The organism is Escherichia sp. MOD1-EC5189, from assembly GCF_002966045.1.
Classification (GTDB): Bacteria; Pseudomonadota; Gammaproteobacteria; order Enterobacterales; family Enterobacteriaceae; genus Escherichia; species Escherichia coli_F.
On record NZ_PTRX01000008.1, the window covers coordinates 80,980 to 104,967 of the forward strand.

14 protein-coding genes are annotated in these 23,988 nt (G+C 52.7%); 13 read left to right on the forward strand and 1 reads right to left on the reverse strand.

Annotated features, from left to right (window positions below; translation table 11 throughout):
• The first annotated feature begins 36 nt into the window (after positions 1-36).
• From ndk to ATB02_RS09320, 12 genes are all read left to right on the forward strand, one after another.
• Positions 37-468 carry a nucleoside-diphosphate kinase gene (gene ndk, locus ATB02_RS09260; RefSeq protein WP_000963838.1) on the forward strand — a complete coding sequence of 144 codons (432 nt, stop codon included), beginning with the start codon at positions 37-39 and terminating at the stop codon, positions 466-468.
• Between the two features lie 149 nt (positions 469-617).
• Positions 618-1,772, forward strand: coding sequence for a bifunctional tRNA (adenosine(37)-C2)-methyltransferase TrmG/ribosomal RNA large subunit methyltransferase RlmN (locus tag ATB02_RS09265; protein WP_000003317.1), 1,155 nt, complete (start codon positions 618-620; stop codon positions 1,770-1,772).
• A gap of 284 nt (positions 1,773-2,056) precedes the next feature.
• On the forward strand, positions 2,057-3,070 hold the full coding sequence (rodZ, locus tag ATB02_RS09275; RefSeq protein WP_032184883.1) for a cytoskeleton protein RodZ: 1,014 nt from the start codon (positions 2,057-2,059) through the stop codon (positions 3,068-3,070).
• 26 nt (positions 3,071-3,096) lie between these two features.
• On the forward strand, positions 3,097-4,215 hold the full coding sequence (gene ispG, locus ATB02_RS09280; RefSeq protein WP_000551807.1) for a flavodoxin-dependent (E)-4-hydroxy-3-methylbut-2-enyl-diphosphate synthase: 1,119 nt from the start codon (positions 3,097-3,099) through the stop codon (positions 4,213-4,215).
• A 110-nt stretch (positions 4,216-4,325) separates the two neighbouring features.
• A complete protein-coding gene (hisS, locus tag ATB02_RS09285; RefSeq protein ID WP_001107167.1) occupies positions 4,326-5,600 on the forward strand; it encodes a histidine--tRNA ligase in 1,275 nt (424 codons plus the stop codon).
• Positions 5,601-5,617: 17 nt separating this feature from the next.
• Positions 5,618-6,238 (forward strand): ancillary SecYEG translocon subunit YfgM, encoded by a 621-nt coding sequence (yfgM, locus tag ATB02_RS09290; RefSeq protein WP_000409211.1) that lies wholly within the window; start codon positions 5,618-5,620, stop codon positions 6,236-6,238.
• 10 nt (positions 6,239-6,248) lie between these two features.
• A complete protein-coding gene (gene bamB / locus ATB02_RS09295; RefSeq protein ID WP_001177040.1) occupies positions 6,249-7,427 on the forward strand; it encodes an outer membrane protein assembly factor BamB in 1,179 nt (392 codons plus the stop codon).
• Positions 7,428-7,544: 117 nt separating this feature from the next.
• Complete coding sequence (gene der / locus ATB02_RS09300) at positions 7,545-9,017, forward strand: ribosome biogenesis GTPase Der (RefSeq protein WP_105271453.1); 1,473 nt, start codon at positions 7,545-7,547, stop codon at positions 9,015-9,017.
• 62 nt (positions 9,018-9,079) lie between these two features.
• Positions 9,080-9,295, forward strand: coding sequence for a zinc ribbon domain-containing protein (locus ATB02_RS09305; RefSeq protein WP_105271454.1), 216 nt, complete (start codon positions 9,080-9,082; stop codon positions 9,293-9,295).
• 209 nt (positions 9,296-9,504) lie between these two features.
• Positions 9,505-11,679 carry an intimin-like inverse autotransporter SinH gene (sinH, locus tag ATB02_RS09310; protein WP_105271455.1) on the forward strand — a complete coding sequence of 725 codons (2,175 nt, stop codon included), beginning with the start codon at positions 9,505-9,507 and terminating at the stop codon, positions 11,677-11,679.
• Positions 11,680-11,734: 55 nt separating this feature from the next.
• Entirely contained in the window at positions 11,735-12,727 is a 993-nt protein-coding gene (locus ATB02_RS09315; protein WP_105271456.1) for a SinI family autotransporter-associated protein, read from the forward strand.
• A 109-nt stretch (positions 12,728-12,836) separates the two neighbouring features.
• The gene (locus ATB02_RS09320) at positions 12,837-20,921 is read left to right on the forward strand and encodes an adhesion domain-containing protein (RefSeq protein ID WP_105271457.1); all 8,085 of its coding nucleotides are present in this window, start codon (positions 12,837-12,839) and stop codon (positions 20,919-20,921) included.
• A gap of 55 nt (positions 20,922-20,976) precedes the next feature.
• Here ATB02_RS09320 and xseA read toward each other — a convergent pair whose 3' ends face one another.
• On the reverse strand, positions 20,977-22,344 hold the full coding sequence (xseA, locus tag ATB02_RS09325; RefSeq protein WP_105271458.1) for an exodeoxyribonuclease VII large subunit: 1,368 nt from the start codon (positions 22,342-22,344) through the stop codon (positions 20,977-20,979).
• A 161-nt stretch (positions 22,345-22,505) separates the two neighbouring features.
• Between xseA and guaB the strand changes: the two genes are divergently transcribed.
• A complete protein-coding gene (guaB, locus tag ATB02_RS09330; protein ID WP_001299507.1) occupies positions 22,506-23,972 on the forward strand; it encodes an IMP dehydrogenase in 1,467 nt (488 codons plus the stop codon).
• Positions 23,973-23,988 lie beyond the last annotated feature (16 nt).

The following is a 23,988-nucleotide window of genomic DNA, read 5'->3' on the forward strand; positions in this document are numbered from 1 at the left end:
GTACAGACAACAACAGAATAATTTACAGAGGTAAAAATGGCTATTGAACGTACTTTTTCCATCATCAAACCGAACGCGGTAGCAAAAAACGTCATTGGCAATATCTTTGCGCGCTTTGAAGCTGCAGGGTTCAAAATTGTCGGCACCAAAATGCTGCACCTGACCGTTGAACAGGCTCGTGGCTTTTATGCTGAACACGATGGAAAACCGTTCTTTGATGGTCTGGTTGAATTCATGACCTCTGGCCCGATCGTGGTTTCCGTGCTGGAAGGTGAAAACGCCGTTCAGCGTCACCGCGATCTGCTGGGCGCGACCAATCCGGCAAACGCACTGGCTGGTACTCTGCGTGCTGATTACGCTGACAGCCTGACCGAAAACGGTACTCACGGTTCTGATTCCGTCGAATCTGCCGCTCGCGAAATCGCTTATTTCTTCGGCGAAGGTGAAGTGTGCTCGCGCACGCGTTAATAATTTCGTAAATGCCGCGTGCAAACGTGGCATCCATGCGCCAGAATTTGTACAATGCAGCGCCCCCGGACGAGCAGCCGCTCACCGGGGCGTTTCTTTTTTCAACCCTCCAGGGGCCATAACGTGTAATAACGAGGCCGGAATAGCATATGTCTGAACAATTAGTCACACCTGAAAACGTCACCACGAAAGATGGAAAAATCAACCTGCTGGATCTCAACCGTCAGCAGATGCGGGAGTTTTTTAAAGATTTAGGTGAAAAACCCTTCCGCGCCGATCAGGTGATGAAGTGGATGTATCACTATTGCTGCGACAACTTTGATGAGATGACCGACATCAACAAAGTGTTGCGCGGCAAACTAAAAGAGGTGGCGGAAATCCGCGCACCGGAAGTGGTTGAAGAACAGCGTTCATCTGACGGCACCATTAAATGGGCGATTGCCGTTGGCGATCAGCGCGTCGAAACGGTGTATATCCCGGAAGACGACCGTGCCACGCTTTGCGTTTCCTCGCAGGTGGGGTGTGCGCTGGAGTGTAAATTCTGTTCCACCGCCCAGCAGGGCTTTAACCGCAATCTGCGGGTGTCGGAAATTATCGGCCAGGTGTGGCGTGCAGCGAAAATCGTTGGCGCAGCAAAAGTCACCGGTCAGCGCCCAATCACTAACGTAGTGATGATGGGTATGGGCGAGCCGCTGCTCAACCTGAACAACGTCGTTCCGGCGATGGAAATCATGCTCGATGATTTCGGTTTTGGTCTGTCTAAACGTCGCGTTACGCTTTCTACTTCAGGTGTGGTTCCGGCACTGGATAAACTGGGCGATATGATTGATGTTGCGCTGGCAATTTCCCTGCACGCGCCGAACGACGAAATTCGTGACGAAATTGTGCCGATCAACAAAAAGTACAATATCGAAACGTTCCTTGCTGCGGTGCGCCGCTATCTGGAGAAATCTAACGCCAATCAGGGCCGAGTCACTATTGAATACGTGATGCTTGATCACGTTAACGACGGCACTGAACACGCGCACCAACTGGCGGAGCTGCTGAAAGATACGCCGTGTAAGATCAACCTGATCCCGTGGAACCCGTTCCCTGGCGCGCCGTATGGACGCAGCTCAAACAGTCGTATCGACCGTTTCTCAAAAGTGCTGATGAGCTACGGTTTCACCACTATTGTGCGTAAAACTCGTGGTGATGATATCGATGCTGCCTGTGGTCAGTTGGCGGGCGATGTTATCGACCGTACGAAACGTACCCTGCGTAAACGAATGCAGGGTGAGGCCATCGACATTAAAGCGGTCTGATAGCCATTACGCCACGGTTACTTTATGTACCGTGGCGTAATCTTTTATGAATGAAGTATTAAGTTGCAATTGTCTGGTCAATATTAACGGTGCGTTTTTGCTGACTTTAAGGCAGTATGTAACGATGCAACAGTAAGTTAGCCTTAGTGAATGTGGGCTTTGTCACGAGCACACAGACGGTCTTATACTGTATGATAACGGTTAACTTAACGGATGTTTCGCGGTGTGGGTGAGCATGATGGTTCACCGGCATCTCAATTCTCATTTAAACGTACCTGCAGCGAATGAATACTGAAGCCACGCACGACCAAAATGAAGCACTTACTACCGGCGCTCGCCTGCGTAATGCTCGCGAACAACTAGGACTTAGTCAGCAGGCCGTTGCTGAGCGACTTTGCCTGAAGGTTTCCACGGTACGCGACATTGAAGAAGATAAGGCACCTGCCGATCTTGCTTCAACATTCCTGCGCGGATATATCCGCTCTTATGCGCGTCTGGTACATATTCCAGAAGAAGAACTGCTACCGGGGCTGGAAAAACAGGCTCCACTACGAGCTGCAAAAGTTGCGCCGATGCAGAGTTTTTCCCTCGGTAAACGCCGCAAAAAACGTGACGGCTGGCTGATGACCTTCACCTGGCTGGTGTTGTTTGTGGTTATTGGCCTGAGCGGTGCCTGGTGGTGGCAAGACCACAAAGCTCAGCAGGAAGAGATCACTACTATGGCCGATCAATCTTCTGCGGAACTGAGCAGTAATAACGAACAGGGGCAGAGTGTTCCGTTAGATACGTCGACAACCACAGACCCGACTACGACGTCCACGCCGCCAGCGTCTGTGGATACTACCGCAACTAACACGCAAACACCTGCCATAACTTCGCCAGCACCAGCTGTTGATTCACAACAGAATGCAGTTGTTTCACCTTCGCAGGCAAATGTTGATACCGCTGCGACCCCGGCACCAACGGCAACAACAACGCCAGATGGTGCTGCGCCGTTGCCAACCGATCAGGCTGGCGTGACCACGCCAGCGGCTGATCCGAATGCGTTGGTGATGAACTTTACTGCCGATTGCTGGCTGGAAGTCACTGACGCTACCGGTAAAAAACTGTTTAGCGGTATGCAGCGTAAAGACGGTAATTTGAACTTAACCGGCCAGGCTCCGTACAAACTGAAAATTGGTGCGCCAGCCGCAGTACAGATCCAGTATCAAGGGAAACCTGTCGATCTGAGTCGTTTTATCAGAACTAACCAGGTTGCGCGTCTGACCCTAAATGCCGAACAATCACCGGCGCAGTAACAGACGGGTAACGCGGGAGATTTTTCATGCATAACCAGGCTCCAATTCAACGTAGAAAATCAACACGTATTTACGTTGGGAATGTGCCGATTGGCGATGGTGCCCCCATCGCCGTACAGTCCATGACCAATACGCGTACGACAGACGTCGAAGCTACGGTCAATCAAATTAAGGCGCTGGAACGTGTTGGCGCTGATATCGTCCGTGTCTCCGTACCGACGATGGACGCGGCAGAAGCGTTCAAACTCATCAAACAGCAGGTTAACGTACCGCTGGTGGCTGATATCCACTTTGACTATCGCATTGCGCTGAAAGTAGCGGAATACGGGGTCGATTGTTTGCGTATTAACCCTGGCAATATCGGTAATGAAGAGCGTATTCGCATGGTGGTTGACTGCGCGCGCGATAAAAACATTCCGATCCGTATTGGCGTTAACGCTGGATCGCTGGAAAAAGATCTGCAAGAAAAGTATGGCGAACCGACGCCGCAGGCATTGCTGGAATCTGCCATGCGCCATGTTGATCATCTTGATCGTCTGAACTTCGATCAGTTCAAAGTCAGCGTCAAAGCGTCTGATGTCTTCCTCGCTGTAGAGTCTTATCGTCTGCTGGCAAAACAGATTGATCAACCGCTGCATCTTGGGATCACCGAAGCGGGCGGCGCACGTAGTGGGGCAGTAAAATCTGCCATTGGTTTAGGCCTGCTGCTGTCTGAAGGCATCGGCGACACGCTGCGCGTATCGCTGGCGGCCGATCCGGTCGAAGAGATCAAAGTCGGTTTCGATATTTTGAAATCGCTGCGTATCCGTTCGCGCGGGATCAACTTCATCGCCTGCCCGACCTGTTCGCGTCAGGAGTTTGACGTTATCGGTACGGTTAACGCCCTGGAGCAACGCCTGGAAGATATCATCACTCCGATGGACGTTTCGATTATCGGCTGCGTGGTGAATGGACCAGGTGAGGCGCTGGTTTCTACACTCGGCGTCACCGGCGGCAACAAGAAAAGCGGCCTCTATGAAGATGGCGTGCGCAAAGACCGTCTGGACAACAACGATATGATCGACCAGCTGGAAGCGCGCATTCGTGCGAAAGCCAGCCAACTGGATGAAGCGCGTCGAATTGACGTTCAGCAGGTTGAAAAATAATAACGTGATGGGAAGCGCCTCGCTTCCCGTGTATGATTGAACCCGCATGGCTCCCGAAATATTGAGGGGCGCGTTGAGGGTTCATTTTTATATTCAGAAAGAGAATAAACGTGGCAAAAAACATTCAAGCCATTCGCGGCATGAACGATTACCTGCCTGGCGAAACGGCCATCTGGCAGCGCATTGAAGGCACACTGAAAAACGTGCTCGGCAGCTACGGTTACAGTGAAATCCGCTTGCCGATTGTAGAGCAGACCCCGCTATTCAAACGTGCGATTGGTGAAGTCACCGACGTGGTTGAAAAAGAGATGTACACCTTTGAGGATCGCAATGGCGACAGCCTGACCCTGCGCCCTGAAGGGACGGCGGGCTGTGTACGCGCCGGCATCGAGCATGGTCTTCTGTACAATCAGGAACAGCGTCTGTGGTATATCGGGCCGATGTTCCGTCACGAGCGTCCGCAGAAAGGGCGTTATCGTCAGTTCCACCAGTTGGGCTGCGAAGTTTTCGGTCTACAAGGTCCTGATATCGACGCTGAACTGATTATGCTCACCGCCCGCTGGTGGCGTGCGCTGGGTATCTCTGAACACGTAACTCTTGAGCTGAACTCTATCGGTTCGCTGGAAGCACGCGCCAATTATCGCGATGCGCTGGTTGCATTCCTTGAGCAGCATAAAGAAAAGCTGGACGAAGACTGCAAACGCCGCATGTACACTAACCCGCTGCGCGTGCTGGATTCCAAAAATCCGGAAGTGCAGGCCCTTCTCAACGACGCCCCAGCATTAGGTGACTATCTTGACGAGGAATCTCGTGAGCACTTTGCTGGTCTGTGCAAACTGCTGGAGAGCGCGGGTATCGCTTACACCGTAAACCAGCGTCTGGTGCGTGGTCTGGACTACTATAACCGTACTGTTTTTGAGTGGGTGACTAACAGCCTCGGTTCCCAGGGCACCGTGTGCGCAGGCGGTCGTTATGACGGTCTGGTGGAACAACTGGGTGGTCGTGCAACACCGGCAGTCGGTTTCGCGATGGGTCTCGAACGTCTTGTATTGTTAGTTCAGGCCGTTAATCCGGAATTTAAAGCCGATCCTGTTGTCGATATATATCTGGTGGCTTCAGGTGCTGACACACAATCTGCGGCTATGGCATTAGCAGAGCGTCTGCGTGATGAATTACCGGGCGTGAAACTGATGACCAACCACGGCGGCGGCAACTTTAAGAAGCAGTTTGCCCGTGCTGATAAATGGGGCGCCCGCGTTGCTGTGGTGCTGGGTGAGTCTGAAGTGGCTAACGGCACAGCAGTAGTGAAGGATTTGCGCTCTGGTGAGCAAACGGCAGTTGCGCAGGATAGCGTAGCCGCGCATTTGCGCACGTTACTGGGTTAAGGAAGGAGAAGGACAGCGTGGAAATTTACGAGAACGAAAACGACCAGGTTGAAGCGGTTAAACGCTTTTTTGCTGAAAATGGCAAAGCACTGGCTGTTGGGGTGATTTTGGGCGTTGGCGCATTGATTGGCTGGCGCTACTGGAACAGCCATCAGGTTGATTCTACACGCTCCGCTTCTCTTGCCTATCAAAATGCGGTTACCGCAGTGAGCGAAGGCAAACCGGATAGCATCCCGGCGGCGGAAAAATTTGCTGCTGAAAATAAAAATACCTATGGTGCGCTGGCTTCTTTGGAACTTGCGCAGCAATTTGTTGACAAAAATGAACTAGAGAAAGCTGCCACCCAGTTACAACAGGGATTGGCGGACACGAGCGATGAAAATCTCAAAGCCGTGATAAATCTGCGTCTTGCCCGCGTTCAGGTACAGCTCAAGCAGGCTGATGCCGCGCTGAAAACCCTCGATACCATCAAAGGTGAAGGGTGGGCTGCCATTGTTGCCGACCTGCGTGGCGAAGCATTGCTGAGCAAAGGTGATAAGCAAGGTGCGCGTAGTGCATGGGAAGCTGGCGTGAAAAGCGATGTTACCCCGGCACTGAGCGAAATGATGCAGATGAAAATTAATAATTTGTCCATCTGAGAGGGACCCGATGCAATTGCGTAAATTACTGCTGCCAGGACTGCTTTCCGTTACCCTTTTAAGCGGCTGTTCGCTGTTTAACAGCGAAGAAGATGTGGTAAAGATGTCCCCATTGCCGACCGTTGAAAACCAGTTTACGCCGACCACGGCGTGGAGCACTTCCGTGGGTAGCGGCATTGGCAACTTCTATTCCAATCTTCATCCGGCACTGGCGGACAACGTTGTCTATGCAGCAGACCGCGCTGGTTTAGTAAAAGCGCTGAATGCGGATGATGGCAAAGAAATCTGGTCTGTCAGTCTGGCCGAGAAAGATGGCTGGTTCTCTAAAGAGCCTGCATTACTTTCTGGCGGCGTGACCGTGTCTGGCGGACATGTCTACATTGGTAGCGAAAAGGCGCAGGTTTACGCGCTGAATACCAGCGATGGTACTGTGGCATGGCAAACTAAAGTCGCGGGTGAAGCGCTTTCTCGCCCGGTGGTCAGCGACGGTCTGGTGTTAATCCACACCAGTAACGGTCAGTTGCAAGCCCTGAACGAAGCTGACGGCGCTGTCAAATGGACAGTTAACCTCGATATGCCTTCACTCTCTTTGCGTGGCGAGTCTGCGCCAGCAACGGCTTTTGGTGCGGCCGTCGTGGGTGGCGATAATGGTCGCGTCAGCGCAGTGCTAATGGAACAGGGCCAGATGATTTGGCAGCAGCGTATTTCCCAGGCGACCGGTTCTACCGAAATTGACCGCCTGAGCGATGTTGACACGACTCCCGTCATTGTTAACGGTGTTGTTTTCGCGCTGGCCTATAATGGTAACCTGACGGCGCTTGATCTGCGCAGCGGTCAGATTATGTGGAAGCGCGAACTGGGTTCGGTGAATGATTTCATCGTCGACGGCAACCGCATCTATCTGGTCGATCAAAATGACCGGGTGATGGCGTTGACCATTGATGGCGGCGTTACGCTGTGGACACAAAGCGATCTGCTGCATCGCCTGTTGACTTCTCCGGTGCTGTATAATGGCAACCTGGTGGTAGGTGACAGTGAAGGTTATCTGCACTGGATCAACGTCGAAGATGGTCGTTTCGTTGCCCAGCAAAAAGTTGATAGCTCCGGTTTCCAGACTGAACCGGTTGCCGCTGACGGCAAACTGCTGATCCAGGCAAAAGACGGGACTGTGTACTCTATTACACGTTAATCGTCTCTGTCGTTCACTTTGAAAACGGCTCCTGGACAGGGGCCGTTTTCCTGTTTTTAACAACGACACGAATATAGCGTGCGTTGTCTGATGATTTATAAAAATGAGGCTTTAAACATGGTACCTGTGGTCGCGCTTGTCGGGCGCCCTAACGTAGGAAAATCCACGTTATTTAACCGTCTAACTCGCACCCGAGATGCGCTGGTTGCGGATTTCCCGGGTCTGACTCGTGACCGTAAGTACGGTCGTGCGGAAATTGAAGGCCGCGAGTTTATTTGTATTGATACCGGCGGGATTGACGGAACAGAAGACGGTGTAGAAACCCGCATGGCGGAACAGTCGCTGCTGGCGATTGAAGAAGCGGACGTCGTACTGTTTATGGTGGATGCGCGCGCGGGCCTGATGCCTGCGGATGAAGCGATTGCTAAACATCTGCGCTCCCGCGAAAAACCGACCTTCCTGGTGGCAAACAAAACCGATGGTCTGGATCCGGATCAGGCCGTTGTTGATTTCTATTCGCTCGGTTTAGGTGAAATCTATCCTATCGCCGCGTCTCACGGTCGTGGCGTATTAAGTCTGCTGGAGCACGTGCTGTTGCCGTGGATGGAAGATCTCGCACCACAAGAAGAAGTGGATGAAGACGCTGAGTACTGGGCGCAATTTGAAGCGGAAGAGAACGGCGAAGAAGAAGAGGAAGACGACTTTGACCCGCAAAGTCTGCCAATCAAACTGGCGATAGTGGGTCGTCCTAACGTCGGTAAGTCTACACTCACTAACCGTATCATTGGCGAAGAACGCGTCGTGGTTTACGACATGCCGGGCACTACGCGTGATAGTATCTACATTCCAATGGAACGCGATGGGCGTGAGTATGTACTCATTGACACTGCGGGCGTACGTAAACGCGGCAAAATCACCGATGCGGTAGAGAAATTCTCCGTAATCAAAACATTGCAGGCGATTGAAGATGCCAACGTGGTGATGTTGGTGATTGATGCTCGCGAAGGTATTTCCGATCAGGATCTCTCCCTGCTGGGCTTTATTCTCAATAGTGGGCGCTCACTTGTCATTGTAGTGAACAAGTGGGACGGCCTGAGCCAGGAAGTGAAAGAGCAAGTAAAAGAGACGCTGGACTTCCGTCTGGGCTTTATCGACTTCGCCCGTGTGCATTTTATCTCTGCATTACACGGCAGCGGCGTTGGTAACCTGTTTGAGTCAGTACGTGAAGCGTATGACAGCTCCACCCGTCGTGTGGGGACATCTATGCTGACGCGTATCATGACCATGGCGGTTGAAGATCACCAGCCGCCGCTGGTTCGCGGGCGTCGTGTGAAGCTGAAATATGCCCACGCCGGTGGTTACAATCCGCCGATTGTGGTGATTCACGGCAACCAAGTGAAAGACCTGCCTGATTCGTACAAACGCTACTTGATGAATTACTTCCGCAAGTCTCTGGACGTGATGGGTACGCCGATTCGTATTCAGTTCAAAGAAGGGGAAAACCCATATGCGAACAAGCGTAACACCCTGACGCCGACCCAGATGCGCAAGCGTAAGCGTTTGATGAAGCATATTAAGAAAAGTAAGTAATCACTTATCTGGTTTCCCTTTCCAAACGGAGAGGGAAACTGAACAACAGGCGAGGAGTATTTATGGAATTCAACTGCCCAACCTGCCATAACCCTCTCGAACGCAACGGTGAAACTGCCCACTGTGCAACTTGTGCCAAAGATTTCACCATTCAGGCGCTTTGTCCTGACTGCCATCAGCCATTACAGGTGTTAAAAGCTTGTGGTGCAGTAGATTATTTCTGCCAGCATGGGCACGGTTTAATATCCAAAAAGCGCGTTGAATTTATTGTTGCTTAATATTATTTAAATATATGGTGTAATCATTTGTATTCATAATATAAATGATTGCATCCTATTTTATTTGTTGAAACGCAAATGTAAGTGAGCGAAATCACTGTGTTATAAATTTAAGATTATATTTAGTTTTCCTAGCGTGCCTTTCTGAATAATCTGGAATAGAATATTAGAGCTAATTTTAAGCATTATTAATGTCACAGGGGATGTGCATGCTGCGATGGAAACGCTGTATTATGCTAACATTTATCTCTGGAGCTGCTTTTGCGGCTCCAGAGATAAATGTTGAGCATAAAGAATCGTTACCTGATTTAGGTAGTCAGGCCGCACAACAGGAAGAACAAACTAACAAGGGTAAATCGCTAAAAGAGCGTGGTGCCGATTACGTCATTAACTCTGCCACGCAAGGGTTTGAAAACCTGACACCCGAGGCGCTGGAGTCCCAGGCCAGAAGCTATCTGCAAAGTCAAATTACCTCTACGACACAATCTTATATTGAGGATACACTCTCCCCCTACGGTAAGGTCCGAACGAATCTTTCTCTTGGTCAGGGCGGCGATCTGGATGGCAGTTCCATCGACTATTTTGTTCCCTGGTATGATAATCAAACTACTGTTTATTTCAGCCAATTTTCTGCACAACGAAAAGAAGATCGTACGACCGGGAATATTGGGCTTGGTGTAAGACATAATTTTGATAGATGGTTATTGGGTGGAAATATATTTTATGATTATGATTTTACCCGTGGGCATCGCCGTTTAGGTTTAGGTGCCGAAGCCTGGACTGATTATTTAAAATTCTCTGGCAACTATTATCATCCGCTTTCTGACTGGAAAGACTCCGAAGATTTCGATTTTTATGAGGAGCGCCCGGCGCGCGGCTGGGATATTCGCGCCGAAGCCTGGCTACCTGCTTACCCGCAGCTTGGCGGTAAAATCGTTTTCGAACAGTATTACGGTGATGAAGTCGCGCTTTTTGGCACCGATAATCTGGAGAAAGATCCCTTCGCCGTCACGCTGGGTGTGAAATACCAGCCCGTACCGCTCATTGCCGTAGGAACGGATTTCAAAGCCGGCACTGGCGATAATACCGATCTTTCTGTTAACGCAACGCTGAACTACCAGTTTGGCGTCCCGCTCAAAGACCAGCTTGATCCTGACAAAGTAAGCGCGGCTCACTCGCTCATGGGCAGCCGTCACGACTTTGTTGAACGTAACAACTTTATTGTTCTGGAATACAAAGAGAAAGATCCCCTCGATGTCACTTTGTGGCTGAAAGCTGATGCGACGAATGAACATCCCGAGTGCGTGATTAAAGATACGCCAGAAGCAGCCATCGGGCTGGAAAAATGTAAGTGGACCATTAACGCGCTCATTAATCATCATTACAAAATCGTTGCTGCCTCCTGGCAGGCGAAAAACAATGCTGCACGTACGCTGGTGATGCCGGTTATCAAAGAAAACACCCTTACCGAAGGGAACAACAACCACTGGAATCTGGTACTGCCTGCCTGGCAGTACAGCTCTGATAAAGCCGACCAGGAAAAACTCAATACCTGGCGGGTACGCCTGGCGCTGGAAGATGAAAAAGGCAATCGGCAGAACTCCGGCGTGGTGGAAATTACCGTTCAGCAGGACCGTAAAATTGAGCTCATCGTTAACAACATCGCCAATGTACCGGATGAGAACAATCACAGCCACGAAGCCAGTGCGCAAGCAGATGGTGTAGATGGTGTCGTCATGGATCTCGACGTTACCGATAGCTTTGGCGACAACACTGACCGTAACGGTAATGTCTTGCCGCAGGATAATCTCAGCCCGCAGCTGTTTGATGCCAACGATAAAAAAGTGACGCTGACGAATAAACCCTGCACCACCGAAGTGCCGTGCGTTTTTATCGCCAAACAAGATAAAGAAAAGGGGACCGTTACGCTCTCCAGTACGTTGCCCGGCACTTTCCGCTGGAAGGCGAAAGCCGCCCCTTACGATGACAGTAACTATGTTGACGTAACGTTCCTGGGTTCTGACATCGGCGGGCTGAATGCTTTTATCTACCGCGTTGGTGCAGCTAAGCCCGTCAATCTTATCGGCAACAAAGAACCGTTGCCCCTCAATAGCCGCTATCGCTTTGTGCTGTGGCGCGACGCTAACAAAGACGGCGTGTTCCAGCTTTCTGAGAAGCTCACTGACGACGAGATGAAACAGTATGACTATCAGTGGGAATTCACGGGGAATAGCGTAAATGGCAATACCGGCGCGCAAACCAATACCACGAACGTCGATATAGAGATCCCGGCAACCAACAAGGAAGCGGCAGCAAAATTTAATGCTCAGGTAACCGATGGTGTGCAGGGATACGGTTTGCAGGTCAATTACAGCAAGAAATAGGGTCGGCGCCATGGCTGATCGGGCCACCGCTGAATATTAATCAAGGAGAGTGTTTATGAAACCTCATATGAAACGTGGCCTGACAAAAGTCGCGCTGGCACTGATGCTGGCTGGATACTGTGCCGTACCAGCCGCTATGGCGGAAGATGCCGCCTGGGTCGCCAGTGGAACGACCGCTGAATTCGAGGGGACCATACCCTGGCTCTATCGCGAAGGAGGGAATGCCACGATTAACTCGGAAGATGCGGATCACATTAAAGTGACGTCAGATGGTAAAGGGACCCGTCCTCCGGGTAGCGAGACGGATAAACGCCTTTACTCAGGGGATACCATCACGCTGGGTTGGGATATCGGCGATACCGAAGGGGATATTGATGATGGTCCCGCAGGCATTGATGCGAAAACGACAGCCACTATCAAATGGTACAGCTACAGCGATAATGCGGGTGGCGGTAAAACGGAGCTGACCGCAGCGGCGGGTAAGACGAGTTATAAACTCACCAATGACGAACGTGGGCGTTATATCGGTGTTGAAATCCAGCCCATTACCCAGACCGGTAATCCCTTCGAGGGAACGTCGCTGACTCTGCTGGATATTTCAACGGCCAGCGGTGGCGGCAGCGATACGGACAATGTCGATCCCGGCCCGGTTGTGAACCAGAATCTGAAAGTTGCCATCTTCGAGGAAGGTACCACTACCAACCTTATCGGTGGTAATACGGCCATTGCGCTTAACAAAACGTATGTGGCCAAACTGTACTCGGATGAAAACCAGAACGGTAAATATGACGCGGGTACGGATATGGACGTTACCGCTAACTATGACTTTGCATGGGTCTTTAACGGTAACAGTAAACAACTCCGTGCTGCAGGCGGTATTGCTAATGCCAGCTTCGATAACAATAAAATTGTTATCCCACAAACTAACGAAGAAGCAAGAACCAGCCTTAACGGTAGTGATCGTAATGGTAAGAGTGGTCTTGCGATCCCGGCAAACGGCGACGGCGTTCAGGGCTATACGCTGTCTATCATTTACAAACACCACTAATGCGCACAACAGCATTCCCATACGGGAATGCTGTTTTCCGCCTGTTTTGCTTAGCGACGCGTTAAGCAAAACAGGTTGATGTTTTGTTTATCATGTTGGAGTTTTCTACATGTCGGTATGTCTGAAACCAGGGAAAATCATTATGCTTCTGGGCATGTTGGCAGCGTTTATGCTGTCTGACTTTGCACGAGCAGGGGTGGAATGGCAGACATATCCTGATTCTACAGGCGAGTTTAACGGAACCGTTCCTTTTGCCGACAGCGCCAGCGTACCCGTCTATCAGGGCAGTGTTCAGCTTAATCCTGGCGAATCTCATGATGTCGGGTTTTCTACTAAACCGAATGAATTTAGCGTTGACGATGACGCCGCTAACCTGATTGTTGCTAATCCTCAGGACAATGAAGGCGACCAGTTTTCCACACCACCTGCGCTGCGCTGGGAAAATCAAACACCCCCTACCGTCAGCCTGGTGTGGGCCGATGCCGCCACGCCCGATGTGCCCCTTAACCCACAACCCATTGCTAACCGTAGCTTTTGTGCTCAGGGGCTCGCCGGACGCTCGCTGGTGGCCTGGCCGCAGATTGATGCGCAGCAAACCCTCCCACTGCTCTACCTGTTGACCTCGACCGGGTATCCCTATGCGGGGACGGTGGCGCTGGTGGACCAGAAAGTGACCCTTAACATCGCACCCGCGCAGGGCGACTTAATCTTGGTGAGCGCCAGTGGTTTTAACGAAACGATCGCGGCGGCAAAAACCACCGTTGGCGACACCATCACGCTCACCGTCACGACTAAAGATTGTCAGGGCAACGTCGCGGGTAATATTCCGTTTATTATCAAACGTAAAGATGCTGAAAATCGCCAGGGGGCAGTGAATAATAGTGCGCCAGTGGTACTGGATAGCACCGAGTTAACGACGACGGCTACCGAATACCATGGCACCTCTGATGCCAACGGCACGGCCACCATCACGGTGAGCCAACCGAATGGCCCTGGCGTCAAAACGCCACTGGTGGTTAGCATCTCCGGCATTGCGCAAACCAGCGAAACCGCGGTGATTTTTACCGTACTTACCAGCCCGGACGTGGCGCAGGCCACGATGTGGGGCCATATGGCGGAGACGGTAGAAGCCCACGGTTACACCTTCAGTCGACCAAAGCTGGCGGCAGAAGTCAGCAATGAAAGCGCCACGGTCGTCGATCACAACGAAACCTGGTCCACCTTCACCTGGAGCGGCGCAGATAGCCACTGCACCGTGCTGCCCGGCATGCGCCACTTCGGCGCGCTGGCGACCGTTATCCCCACGTCGGTGCAGGCTGTCCTTGGCTGGCCGATGCAGGGGGATTATTACTGGTCATCGCTGGCGGGCACCACCGGGCAGCACCATGCGGCGGATGTCTCTAACCGTGGTGAAACGCAAAAGCCGGATAGCACCCCGTTTCTTGTAAGCTGCGTGGATAAACCCGCGCCTGATGTCGAACCGAAAATCGTCCTTACGCCCGAAAACTATGATGATACGGCACAGGCGATGAAAGCGCAGGTGGGCGAAGACGCCACGATGCGTCTGACGATCACCGACAATAAAAATAACGATCAACCACTGGCGTATTACTACTTCTCGCTGCATCTGGATGACGGCGTTAACCGCAAAAATCAAACCGATTCCGCCTGGGAAGCCCATCCGGTGCAGATTACTGGTGGTTCGAATTTGCAACAGGTTGATGCTCACACCTATGAAGGCATGACCGATGTCAACGGTCAGGCTTCGCTAACCCTGAGTCAGCCCGACGGCGCAGGCGTGAAAACCCATATCACGGCGAAAATGCGCAGCAATTTTACGGCTACAGATGCCAAAGACGTGATTTTTACTGTGATCACCAGCCCGGACAGCGACAAGGCGCGGATGTGGGGCCATATGCGCGGCATTGTTGTATCTGGCAGTCTGTTCAAACGCCCAGTGCTGGCGGATGAAACTGAGCATGAACTGGGATCGGTGCGGGAAAATAACGAAGACTGGGCGCTGTTCGATCAAGACACCAGTATGCAGGCTGAATGCGGCGTCGGCCATACGCCAAGTCAGAGTGGGCTGGAAAGCCTTTTTTCAGCCCATCCCGGTAACGCGATTGGCACTGAGTATGGCTGGCCCACCGCACAACAGAACTACCTAAGCGCGGTGGAGCAAGCCACGCATTCATCGGTGAATTTGGCGAACGGAAACGTCGACAGCTACCCCGGCTTTAAGCGAAATTACCTCTCCTGTTCGGGCAATGAGATGGTCGCGAAGGTTGAAGTGAGCACCGATCACGATGTCACCCCTGGCACCAAAGCGCAGGCCAAAGTGGGAGACACCGTCGTGATGACCGTGCGTACGGTTAACGCGCTCAATAATACCCCGGTACCCTTTACTGCCTTCACCATCACTAAAGGCATGGGGTATAACCGAGCGGGGCTGGTGAGCGGGTTTGATGACCCGAGCAGCGGCGCAATCTCGATGAATGGCACGCAATACGGCACATCACAGCCGTCGATGGTCTACACAGGTACGACAGATGCACAAGGCGTGGCAACGGTCGAAATAGAGCAACCCCAGGGGGTGGGGTTAAGAACCGTGCTGAGCATTACGCCGGTCAATTCCCATCTACCAAATGCCATTAATTACAATGTTATTTTTACCACCCCAACCAGCCCGGATGTTAGTGGGGCGCAGATGTGGGGCCATATGGATGAAACGATTACCGTTGATTCATTAACCTTTACCCGGCCTAAGCTGGCAGCAGAAATCGCCAGTCCGGATGGCACACTAACGGAAAAAAACGAAGTCTGGGCGCGCGTTAGCCAGGCCAGTACGGCCATTACCAGTAAAGGCGGTTGCGGAACCAATATGCTGCCGCGCCGCTCCCAGCTCAGTGCGCTCTATGACGCTAATAACGGTAATGCGGTGCAAGCCACACACGGCTGGCCGACGCAGCGTCAGCCCTACTGGAGCAGTTCCCCCGCGGATGTAACGCCGCACTATTACACCATTGCCCTGGATAACGGCGCACAGGCCATCGGCGGCGATACACCGGTTTACGTCAGTTGCCTGACGACGGCGAACAAACCAGCCAGCAGCATTACGCTGGATGTGGTTGATAACGCACAGTGGGCTGCCGGAAATAACGCGGCGAAGCTGAAAAAAGGCGAAACGCTACAGGTTAAGGTAACGGTAAAAGACTCGCAGGGTAATCCGCTCACGGATATGCCATTTAAACTGAGTCGCGGAGACGGTTATACCCGCACGGGCGAAAAACATATTGCCGGTAGTGGCGATGCGCTGGTGGCACCGGTGGTGATTAACAGTGGGCTGGCGGATGAAACGACGTTGAACGACACCGCGGGATTTTATACTGCCATGACCGGCAGCGACGGCAGCAAAATCCTCAATATTACCCGCCCGGATACTCACGGCACCAAAACGGCGCTGACGGCGACGCTTTACTCTGATGCGACGAAAAAAGACAGCCTGGATACGATCTTTACTGTGGTCACCAGCCCGGATAGTAGCAAAGCGAAAATGTGGGGCCATATGCCGGAAACGGTGACGGCTGCGGACGGTACGGTATTTAAACGCCCGCTGTTGTTGAAGGAACTGGCCTATCAGACTGGGCGAACATCGACGTCTGAAGACAATGAAAACTGGGCGTTGTTTAACATTAATTATGCGAGTTCTTCCACGACGTATAGTGGCTGTGGAACCAACTATATTCCGACTCAAGCCGGTCTGACTTCACTGTTTGCTAATAATGCGGGCAACACCATGAAAACCGTGCAGGGCTGGCCGGTGGCAACACGCTATTTGTCCAACACGTCCGACAACGGCAGCATGGAGCAGCGTAACTACAAGGCGGTAGATCTCAGCAATGGCACGAGTGCGGCAGTGTCATCAACGGCGCTGCAACTGCTGACCTGCCAGACCACGCCGGTAACCACGGTGGGCCAAATTCTGCTGGAAGCGGCAGATCCGGCGACGCTGGATACCACCTATAACGTGGTAAAAGCGAAAAAAGGCGAAGAATCCGTGGTGCGCGTCACCACCAAAGATACGCAAGGCAACCTGGTGGGCAATACGGCATTTATCCTGACGCGTGCCAACAGCGTGAGTCGGGCTAACGCATCAGCAACCGCGAGCGTGGGCGCGCTGACGGTGACGGATGCCTGGGGAAATACGCGAAATAATTTCCAGTCGACGAGTGAAACGATTTACGGCGTGACTGGTGCAGACGGGTCAACGACATTTACCCTGAAACAGGATAACAGTACCGGGTTAAGAACCGATCTCACGGCAAAACTGGATACGTCCAGCAGCGTCAAGGCGACGCTACCGGTGGTCTTTACTGTCGTGACCAGCCCGGATTCGCCAAAAGCGAATTTTTGGGGACATATGGCCGAAACGGTGATGGCCTCCGACGGTACAATCTATAAACGACCACTGTTGTTGAAAGAGCTGAGTAACACCAGTGGTCGAAATTCTACGGCTGAAAACGGTGAAGATTGGGCAAGATTCACCTGGACTCAGTCGGCTGACACCAGCATGAATGGGTGTGGTACAGATTATATGCCGACGCTGGATGGACTGAAGTCTTTGTATGACGCCAATAGCGGTAATGTGATGAGTACGGTGCAGGGATGGCCGGTAAAAACGACCTATCTCACCAATACCCCGAGTGATACGCAAACAGGGAGCCGTTACTACAATGTGGTGCAACTGAATACTGGTGCAGTCTCACAAATCTCGACGAACACAGTCGTGCTACAAACCTGCCGCACAACGCCGTTGACGGCTGCTAGCCAGATTACGCTGGAGGCCTCAGACCCCGCGCAATTTGTCAGCATTGACAGTACGCTTAGCGCGATCAAAGTGCAGAAAGGCGATAGCGTGTCGATCCGCATTTCGACTAAAGATGCTCAGGGGAATTTAGTCGGCAATACGCCGTTTGCCCTGAAACACGCTAACCCGGTCAATCGCCAAAATGTGGCGTCAACATCGCAGAAAGTGTCGGTCACGACTGCGTCGGGTACGACGGTGGATACCACTGCATCGACCATTCTGTATGGCGTGACCGGGCCAGACGGAACCACCACGATGACACTCCGACAGGATGCGTCTACTGGACTCAAAACCGACTTTTATGCTCTGTTGAACGATACCGGCGTGTCGTCGAACACCTTGCCAGTGATCTTCACCGTCGTCACCAGCCCGGATACACCGCTGGCGGCCTACTGGGGGCATATGGCAGAAACCTTTACCAGCAGCGAAGGCGTCACCTTCAAACGGCCTTTCCTCAAGGCTGAACTTTCTGGTGGTACGGCGGTAACGACCAATAATGAAGTCTGGTCGCGCCTGACAGCAACGGAGAAAACGGATGCCAGCAAGGCTGGATGTGATGAGAGTTATCAACCGCTGACGACTGACATGCAGGGGTTGTATGCGGATTACCCTAACAACCAGTTGGGCACGGTGCTCGGCTTGCCGACTTCCGCTGGGTATATGTGGGCCTACGACATGATGACGGTTTCTGGCAGCAGCTGGAGCAACCAGGCATATTCGCTCGTTAATGGTCAGACAGTTCAGGCATCGTCCAGTTATACGGCGGTAGTGATGTGCCTGGTGGAACCGCATACCGTTCCGGCGATGATAGAGATCACTTCAACAGCACAGGATGCGGCAAAAACGGTCAGCAATGGTGGTCGACCGAGCGCCGTAGCGAAGAAAGGTGAGACGATTCCGCTGACGGTGACCGTACGTGATAGCGCCGGGAATCCGGTACCCTATGCCGACTTTACCCTCACGCGTGAAACGACGCTGGATCGCTCGAAAGCAACCGTTAACTCGAGTGCGGACGATCTTACCGTGAAGTCATTGATACCCGCGAACAGTGACGCTGTGCTGACGGCAAATGGGGCAAAAGTGCTCAGAACAACGGGCAGTGATGGCACAGCCACCTTTGAAGTGAGCCAGAATGCCACGACCGGTCTGGCGACACCGATAACCGTCACGCTGGCGCGCGATACAACCAAAACCGCTACGCTGGATGTTATCTACACGGTGATAACCAGCCCGGACTCACCGAGCGCGAAATTCTGGGGACACATGCCGGACACCTTTACCAGTTCGGCAGGCGTCACCTTCAGACGACCGCTCCTGAAAGCCGAAGCGACTTCAGGGTCATCGATTAGCACTAACGGCAATGGTGAAGTGTGGTCGTATATGAGCAACGTTCAAAATTTAACATCGACAGATTGTCCGCTGGAGAATCAACCGCGCAGTAATGAATTGTTGGATTTGTATAATGATCATCCCAACGGCGCGATAATGACTGACCTGGGGCTGCCGATATATGCAGGCAAGTGGTGGGCTTATGATATGGTCATGCCGGATTTATATACGTGGCAGTATCAGACTGTCAGCCTGAGCGCAGGAGATATCGCGAAGAGCTCGGCAAACAACGCGCTGATGCTTTGCCTGACGAAGCCGCATCCGGCAGGCGTCAGCGTAATGTTGACGTCATCCGCAATGGATAACACCAGAACCCTCAGTAATGGCGGGCGGCCTAGCGCGTCAGTGAAAAAAGGTAACCCACTGCCAATTGTGGTGACGGTCAAAGACCGTGATGGTAACCCGCTGGCGGGAGAGGCCGTGACGCTCAGGCGTGGTTCAGCGATGAGCCGTTCAGGAGCAGGAGTGAACACGCCGGCAAATGCAATGACGTTGACAGAGTTGACACCTGTGTCGGCGGAGTTTTCTCTGGCCGCACACGATACGCAATGGCAAGGTTTCACCGGCAGTGATGGTACGGCCACTTTCAATGTTGAACAGCCTGAGACCATCGGCCTGGCCATCTCGTTCACCGCTATACTGGCGCGAGATGTCGCAACTACCAGCGTCATTGATGCGATCTTTACCGTCGTCACCAGCCCGGATTCCGCAATGGCGACCTACTGGGGCCATATGCCGGATACTGTAACGGCGGAAAACGGCGTGGTCTTTGAACGGCCTAAATTGTTGAAAGAGCTGCCGTCGAGCGCCGGAGTCAGTCAGGTGACGGATAACAATGAAGTGTGGCCGTTGTTTAAGGCAACGCAAAGGGAAGATAGCAGCCTCAGTCCTTGTGAAGCGGCACGTCGGCCATTGAGCGATGATTTATTATCGCTCTACGCGCGCTATCCGGGGAACACGCTGACGACTCAAATCGGCTGGTCTACGAAGTATGCATGGTGGGCACTGGATAACAAGCAGGGGAATGCCCTGGTTGTCAGTCTGAATAATGGTTTTGAGTCGTCGACGGCGAGTACGGGGTATCAGGGATGTCTGGTCAATCCCCGCGCGACCGTCTCCAGCGTCACGCTGACATCGACGGCGATAGATGCCACTACGCAGGCAGCGAAGGTAAAAAAAGGTGAAGCCGTGCCCCTCGTTGTTACCGTAAAAGACAGCGCCGGGAAGCCGGTACCGAATGTCGCTTTCACCTTAAAACGTGGTGATGCCGTGCCGCGTAACAGCGGGGCGACATTGTATGGTGATGTTGCGGCGATGGATGATATGACGGTACAACCTGCCAGCGGGACGGTGGTAACGCTGGCTGACAGTGGGAATACAGTCGACGGTGTGACAGGGGCGGACGGTACGGCAAGTTTTACCGTTCGTCAGGATAATACGCCAGGATATAAAACGCCGTTGACGGTGACGCTGACGGATAACGCCACAATAACGGCGACGCTGGACACGATTTTCACCGTGCCGACCAGTCCGAATGTCGCCACGGCGTATTTCTGGGGGCATATGGCGGATACCGCCACCGTAAGTGGCAAGACGTTACATCGCCCGCTATTGAAATCAGAGTTGCCGTCAGGGGCTACAGCGGCAGTAGCGCCAACGGTGAATAATGAAATCTGGGCGCTGGCACATGTGATCGATGCTCAAAAATGGGATATTGCAAAGCAGTGCGGTGACTTTAGTAGAGCACCGAGCTATACCGATTTACAGTCATTGCATAGCGGTTTTAGCGCGCTGGGATGGCCATCATCGATAAGCTTCCCCTATTTCTCTACCGATCGGGCCGGTTCGTTCTATTGTGGTATGGATGAAGGGGCGGGGACACAAAACTGCGGTATTCAGGCATCCAGTACCGCAGGGTTTGCGACTTGTTTCCAGTAGTCTTATCGGGTCTGTAAATGGGGGCCAAGATGTAAATAAGATTCGCAATGCGTCATTAGGTTTTCTTGCGCGGCTTGCGGCTTTTCGTCACAGCACTCACTTCACTGATCACTACGCCATCGCCCAGGCGAGTGGTCAGTGTCTCACCCACTTTCACCTGCTTAACCTGTTTTAGCACCGCGCCATCAGCGGCGCTGGTAACGCTATAACCGCGTGCGAGCGTGGAGAGTGGACTCACCGCTTCGAGGTGCGTCACTGTATTACCAAAGCGTTCGCGCGTGGCGCTAAGCTGTGCGCGAAGTGTTTCAGCGAGACGATATTCCAGCTGTTGGATCCGCGTTTGCGCACGGTGAATCTTCGGCTGCGGATTTTGCTGATTCAGCCGCTGTGTTAATCGCTGCTGTTGCTGACCGGCGCGTTTAAGCTGATTCTCCAACGCAAAGCTCATCCGCTTTTGCAGACGCTCAAGCGTGGTTTGCTGACGCGCCAGCCGGAGCTGTGGATGCTGCTGCTGTAAACGGTGATGAATCTGCGTAAAACGTCGTGTGCGGTTGGCGAGGTAGTAATCCATCGCCATTTCCAGCCGTTGCTGCGCAGACTGCACCTGACGCAGTAACTCTTGCTGATTGCGGCTCACCACTTCGGCGGCGGCTGACGGCGTTGGCGCACGTAGATCAGCAACAAAGTCGGCAATCGTCACATCGGTTTCATGCCCAACGGCGCTGACCACCGGAATGCGGCTGGCAAAAATCGCCCGTGCCACGCGTTCATCGTTAAAACTCCATAAATCTTCCAGCGAACCACCGCCACGCCCGACGATCAGTACGTCACATTCGTTGCGAAGATTCGCCAGCTCAATGGCGCGAACGATTTGCCCTGGTGCGTCATCGCCCTGAACGGCGGTCGGGTAGATGATCACCGGCAGAGACGGATCGCGGCGTTTCAACACATGCAAAATATCGTGCAGTGCAGCACCGGTCTTTGAGGTGATAACGCCCACGCAGTGCGCAGGTGACGGTAGCGGATTCTTGAATTGCTGGTCGAATAACCCTTCAGCCTGCAACTTCGCTTTAAGCTGTTCGTACTTCTGTTGCAGCAAACCTTCACCGGCGGGCTGCATGCTTTCGACAATAATTTGATAATCGCCGCGCGGTTCATACAGCGTAATGTTGGCGCGAACTAAAACCTGTTGCCCATGCTGCGGGCGAAAGGTCACCCGGCGATTGCTGTTGCGGAACATCGCGCAGCGCACCTGGGCGTTATCGTCTTTAAGCGTAAAGTACCAGTGACCGGAAGCCGGTTGTGTGAAATTAGAGATTTCGCCACTGATCCACACCTGCCCCATCTCATGCTCAAGCAGCAGACGAACCGTTTGATTCAGGCGGCTAACGGTAAAAATTGCAGGGGATTGAGAAGGTAACATGTGAGCGAGATCAAATTCTAAATCAGCAGGTTATTCAGTCGATAGTAACCCGCCCTCCGGGGATAGCAAGCATTTTTTGCAAAAAGGGGTAGATGCAATCGGTTACGCTCTGTATAATGCCGCGGCAATATTTATTAACCACTCTGGTCGAGATATTGCCCATGCTACGTATCGCTAAAGAAGCTCTGACGTTTGACGACGTTCTCCTCGTTCCTGCTCATTCTACCGTTCTGCCGAATACTGCTGACCTCAGCACCCAGCTGACGAAAACTATTCGTCTGAATATTCCTATGCTCTCCGCAGCAATGGATACCGTAACGGAAGCGCGCCTGGCTATCGCCCTGGCTCAGGAAGGCGGTATCGGCTTTATCCACAAAAACATGTCCATTGAACGCCAGGCTGAAGAAGTTCGCCGCGTGAAAAAACACGAATCTGGCGTGGTGACTGATCCGCAGACTGTTCTGCCAACCACGACGCTGCGCGAAGTGAAAGAACTGACCGAGCGTAACGGTTTTGCAGGCTATCCGGTAGTTACCGAAGAAAACGAACTGGTCGGCATCATCACCGGTCGTGACGTGCGTTTTGTTACCGATCTGAACCAGCCGGTTAGCGTTTACATGACGCCGAAAGAGCGTCTGGTAACCGTGCGTGAAGGCGAAGCCCGTGAAGTTGTGCTGGCAAAAATGCACGAAAAACGCGTTGAAAAAGCGCTGGTGGTTGATGATGAATTCCACCTGATCGGCATGATCACTGTGAAGGACTTCCAGAAAGCGGAGCGTAAACCGAACGCCTGTAAAGACGAACAAGGCCGTCTGCGTGTAGGTGCAGCGGTTGGTGCAGGTGCGGGTAACGAAGAGCGTGTTGATGCGCTGGTTGCCGCAGGCGTTGACGTTCTGCTGATCGACTCCTCTCACGGTCACTCTGAAGGCGTTCTGCAGCGTATCCGTGAAACTCGCGCTAAATATCCTGACCTGCAAATCATCGGCGGCAACGTGGCAACAGCTGCAGGTGCCCGCGCGCTGGCAGAAGCCGGTTGCAGTGCCGTTAAAGTGGGTATCGGCCCAGGTTCTATTTGTACTACCCGCATTGTTACTGGCGTCGGTGTACCGCAGATCACTGCCGTTGCTGACGCAGTAGAAGCCCTGGAAGGCACCGGGATTCCGGTTATCGCTGACGGTGGTATTCGTTTCTCTGGCGATATCGCGAAAGCTATCGCTGCTGGTGCAAGCGCGGTGATGGTAGGTTCCATGCTGGCGGGTACGGAAGAATCCCCGGGTGAAATCGAACTCTACCAGGGCCGTTCTTACAAGTCTTACCGTGGGATGGGCTCTCTGGGCGCGATGTCCAAAGGTTCTTCTGACCGTTACTTCCAGAGCGACAACGCTGCCGACAAACTGGTGCCGGAAGGTATCGAAGGCCGTGTAGCCTACAAAGGTCGTCTGAAAGAGATCATTCACCAGCAGATGGGCGGCCTGCGCTCCTGTATGGGCCTGACCGGCTGTGGTACTATCGACGAACTGCGTACTAAAGCGGAGTTTGTACGTATCAGCGGTGCGGGCATTCAGGAAAGCCACGTTCACGACGTGACCATTACTAAAGAGTCCCCGAACTACCGTCTGGGCTCCTGATTCTCTTCGCCCGACT

Bases quoted from the DNA above. Each gene is read 5' to 3' on its own strand.
- rodZ (WP_032184883.1), top strand. From the start codon at position 2,057: ATGAATACTGAAGCCACGCACGACCAAAATGAAGCACTTACTACCGGC.
- ATB02_RS09315 (WP_105271456.1), top strand. From the start codon at position 11,735: ATGAAACCTCATATGAAACGTGGCCTGACAAAAGTCGCGCTGGCACTG.
- ATB02_RS09320 (WP_105271457.1), top strand. From the start codon at position 12,837: ATGTCGGTATGTCTGAAACCAGGGAAAATCATTATGCTTCTGGGCATG.
- xseA (WP_105271458.1), bottom strand. From the start codon at position 22,344: ATGTTACCTTCTCAATCCCCTGCAATTTTTACCGTTAGCCGCCTGAAT.
- bamB (WP_001177040.1), top strand. From the start codon at position 6,249: ATGCAATTGCGTAAATTACTGCTGCCAGGACTGCTTTCCGTTACCCTT.
- sinH (WP_105271455.1), top strand. From the start codon at position 9,505: ATGCTGCGATGGAAACGCTGTATTATGCTAACATTTATCTCTGGAGCT.
- ATB02_RS09265 (WP_000003317.1), top strand. From the start codon at position 618: ATGTCTGAACAATTAGTCACACCTGAAAACGTCACCACGAAAGATGGA.
- guaB (WP_001299507.1), top strand. From the start codon at position 22,506: ATGCTACGTATCGCTAAAGAAGCTCTGACGTTTGACGACGTTCTCCTC.
- der (WP_105271453.1), top strand. From the start codon at position 7,545: ATGGTACCTGTGGTCGCGCTTGTCGGGCGCCCTAACGTAGGAAAATCC.
- ndk (WP_000963838.1), top strand. From the start codon at position 37: ATGGCTATTGAACGTACTTTTTCCATCATCAAACCGAACGCGGTAGCA.
- ATB02_RS09305 (WP_105271454.1), top strand. From the start codon at position 9,080: ATGGAATTCAACTGCCCAACCTGCCATAACCCTCTCGAACGCAACGGT.
- ispG (WP_000551807.1), top strand. From the start codon at position 3,097: ATGCATAACCAGGCTCCAATTCAACGTAGAAAATCAACACGTATTTAC.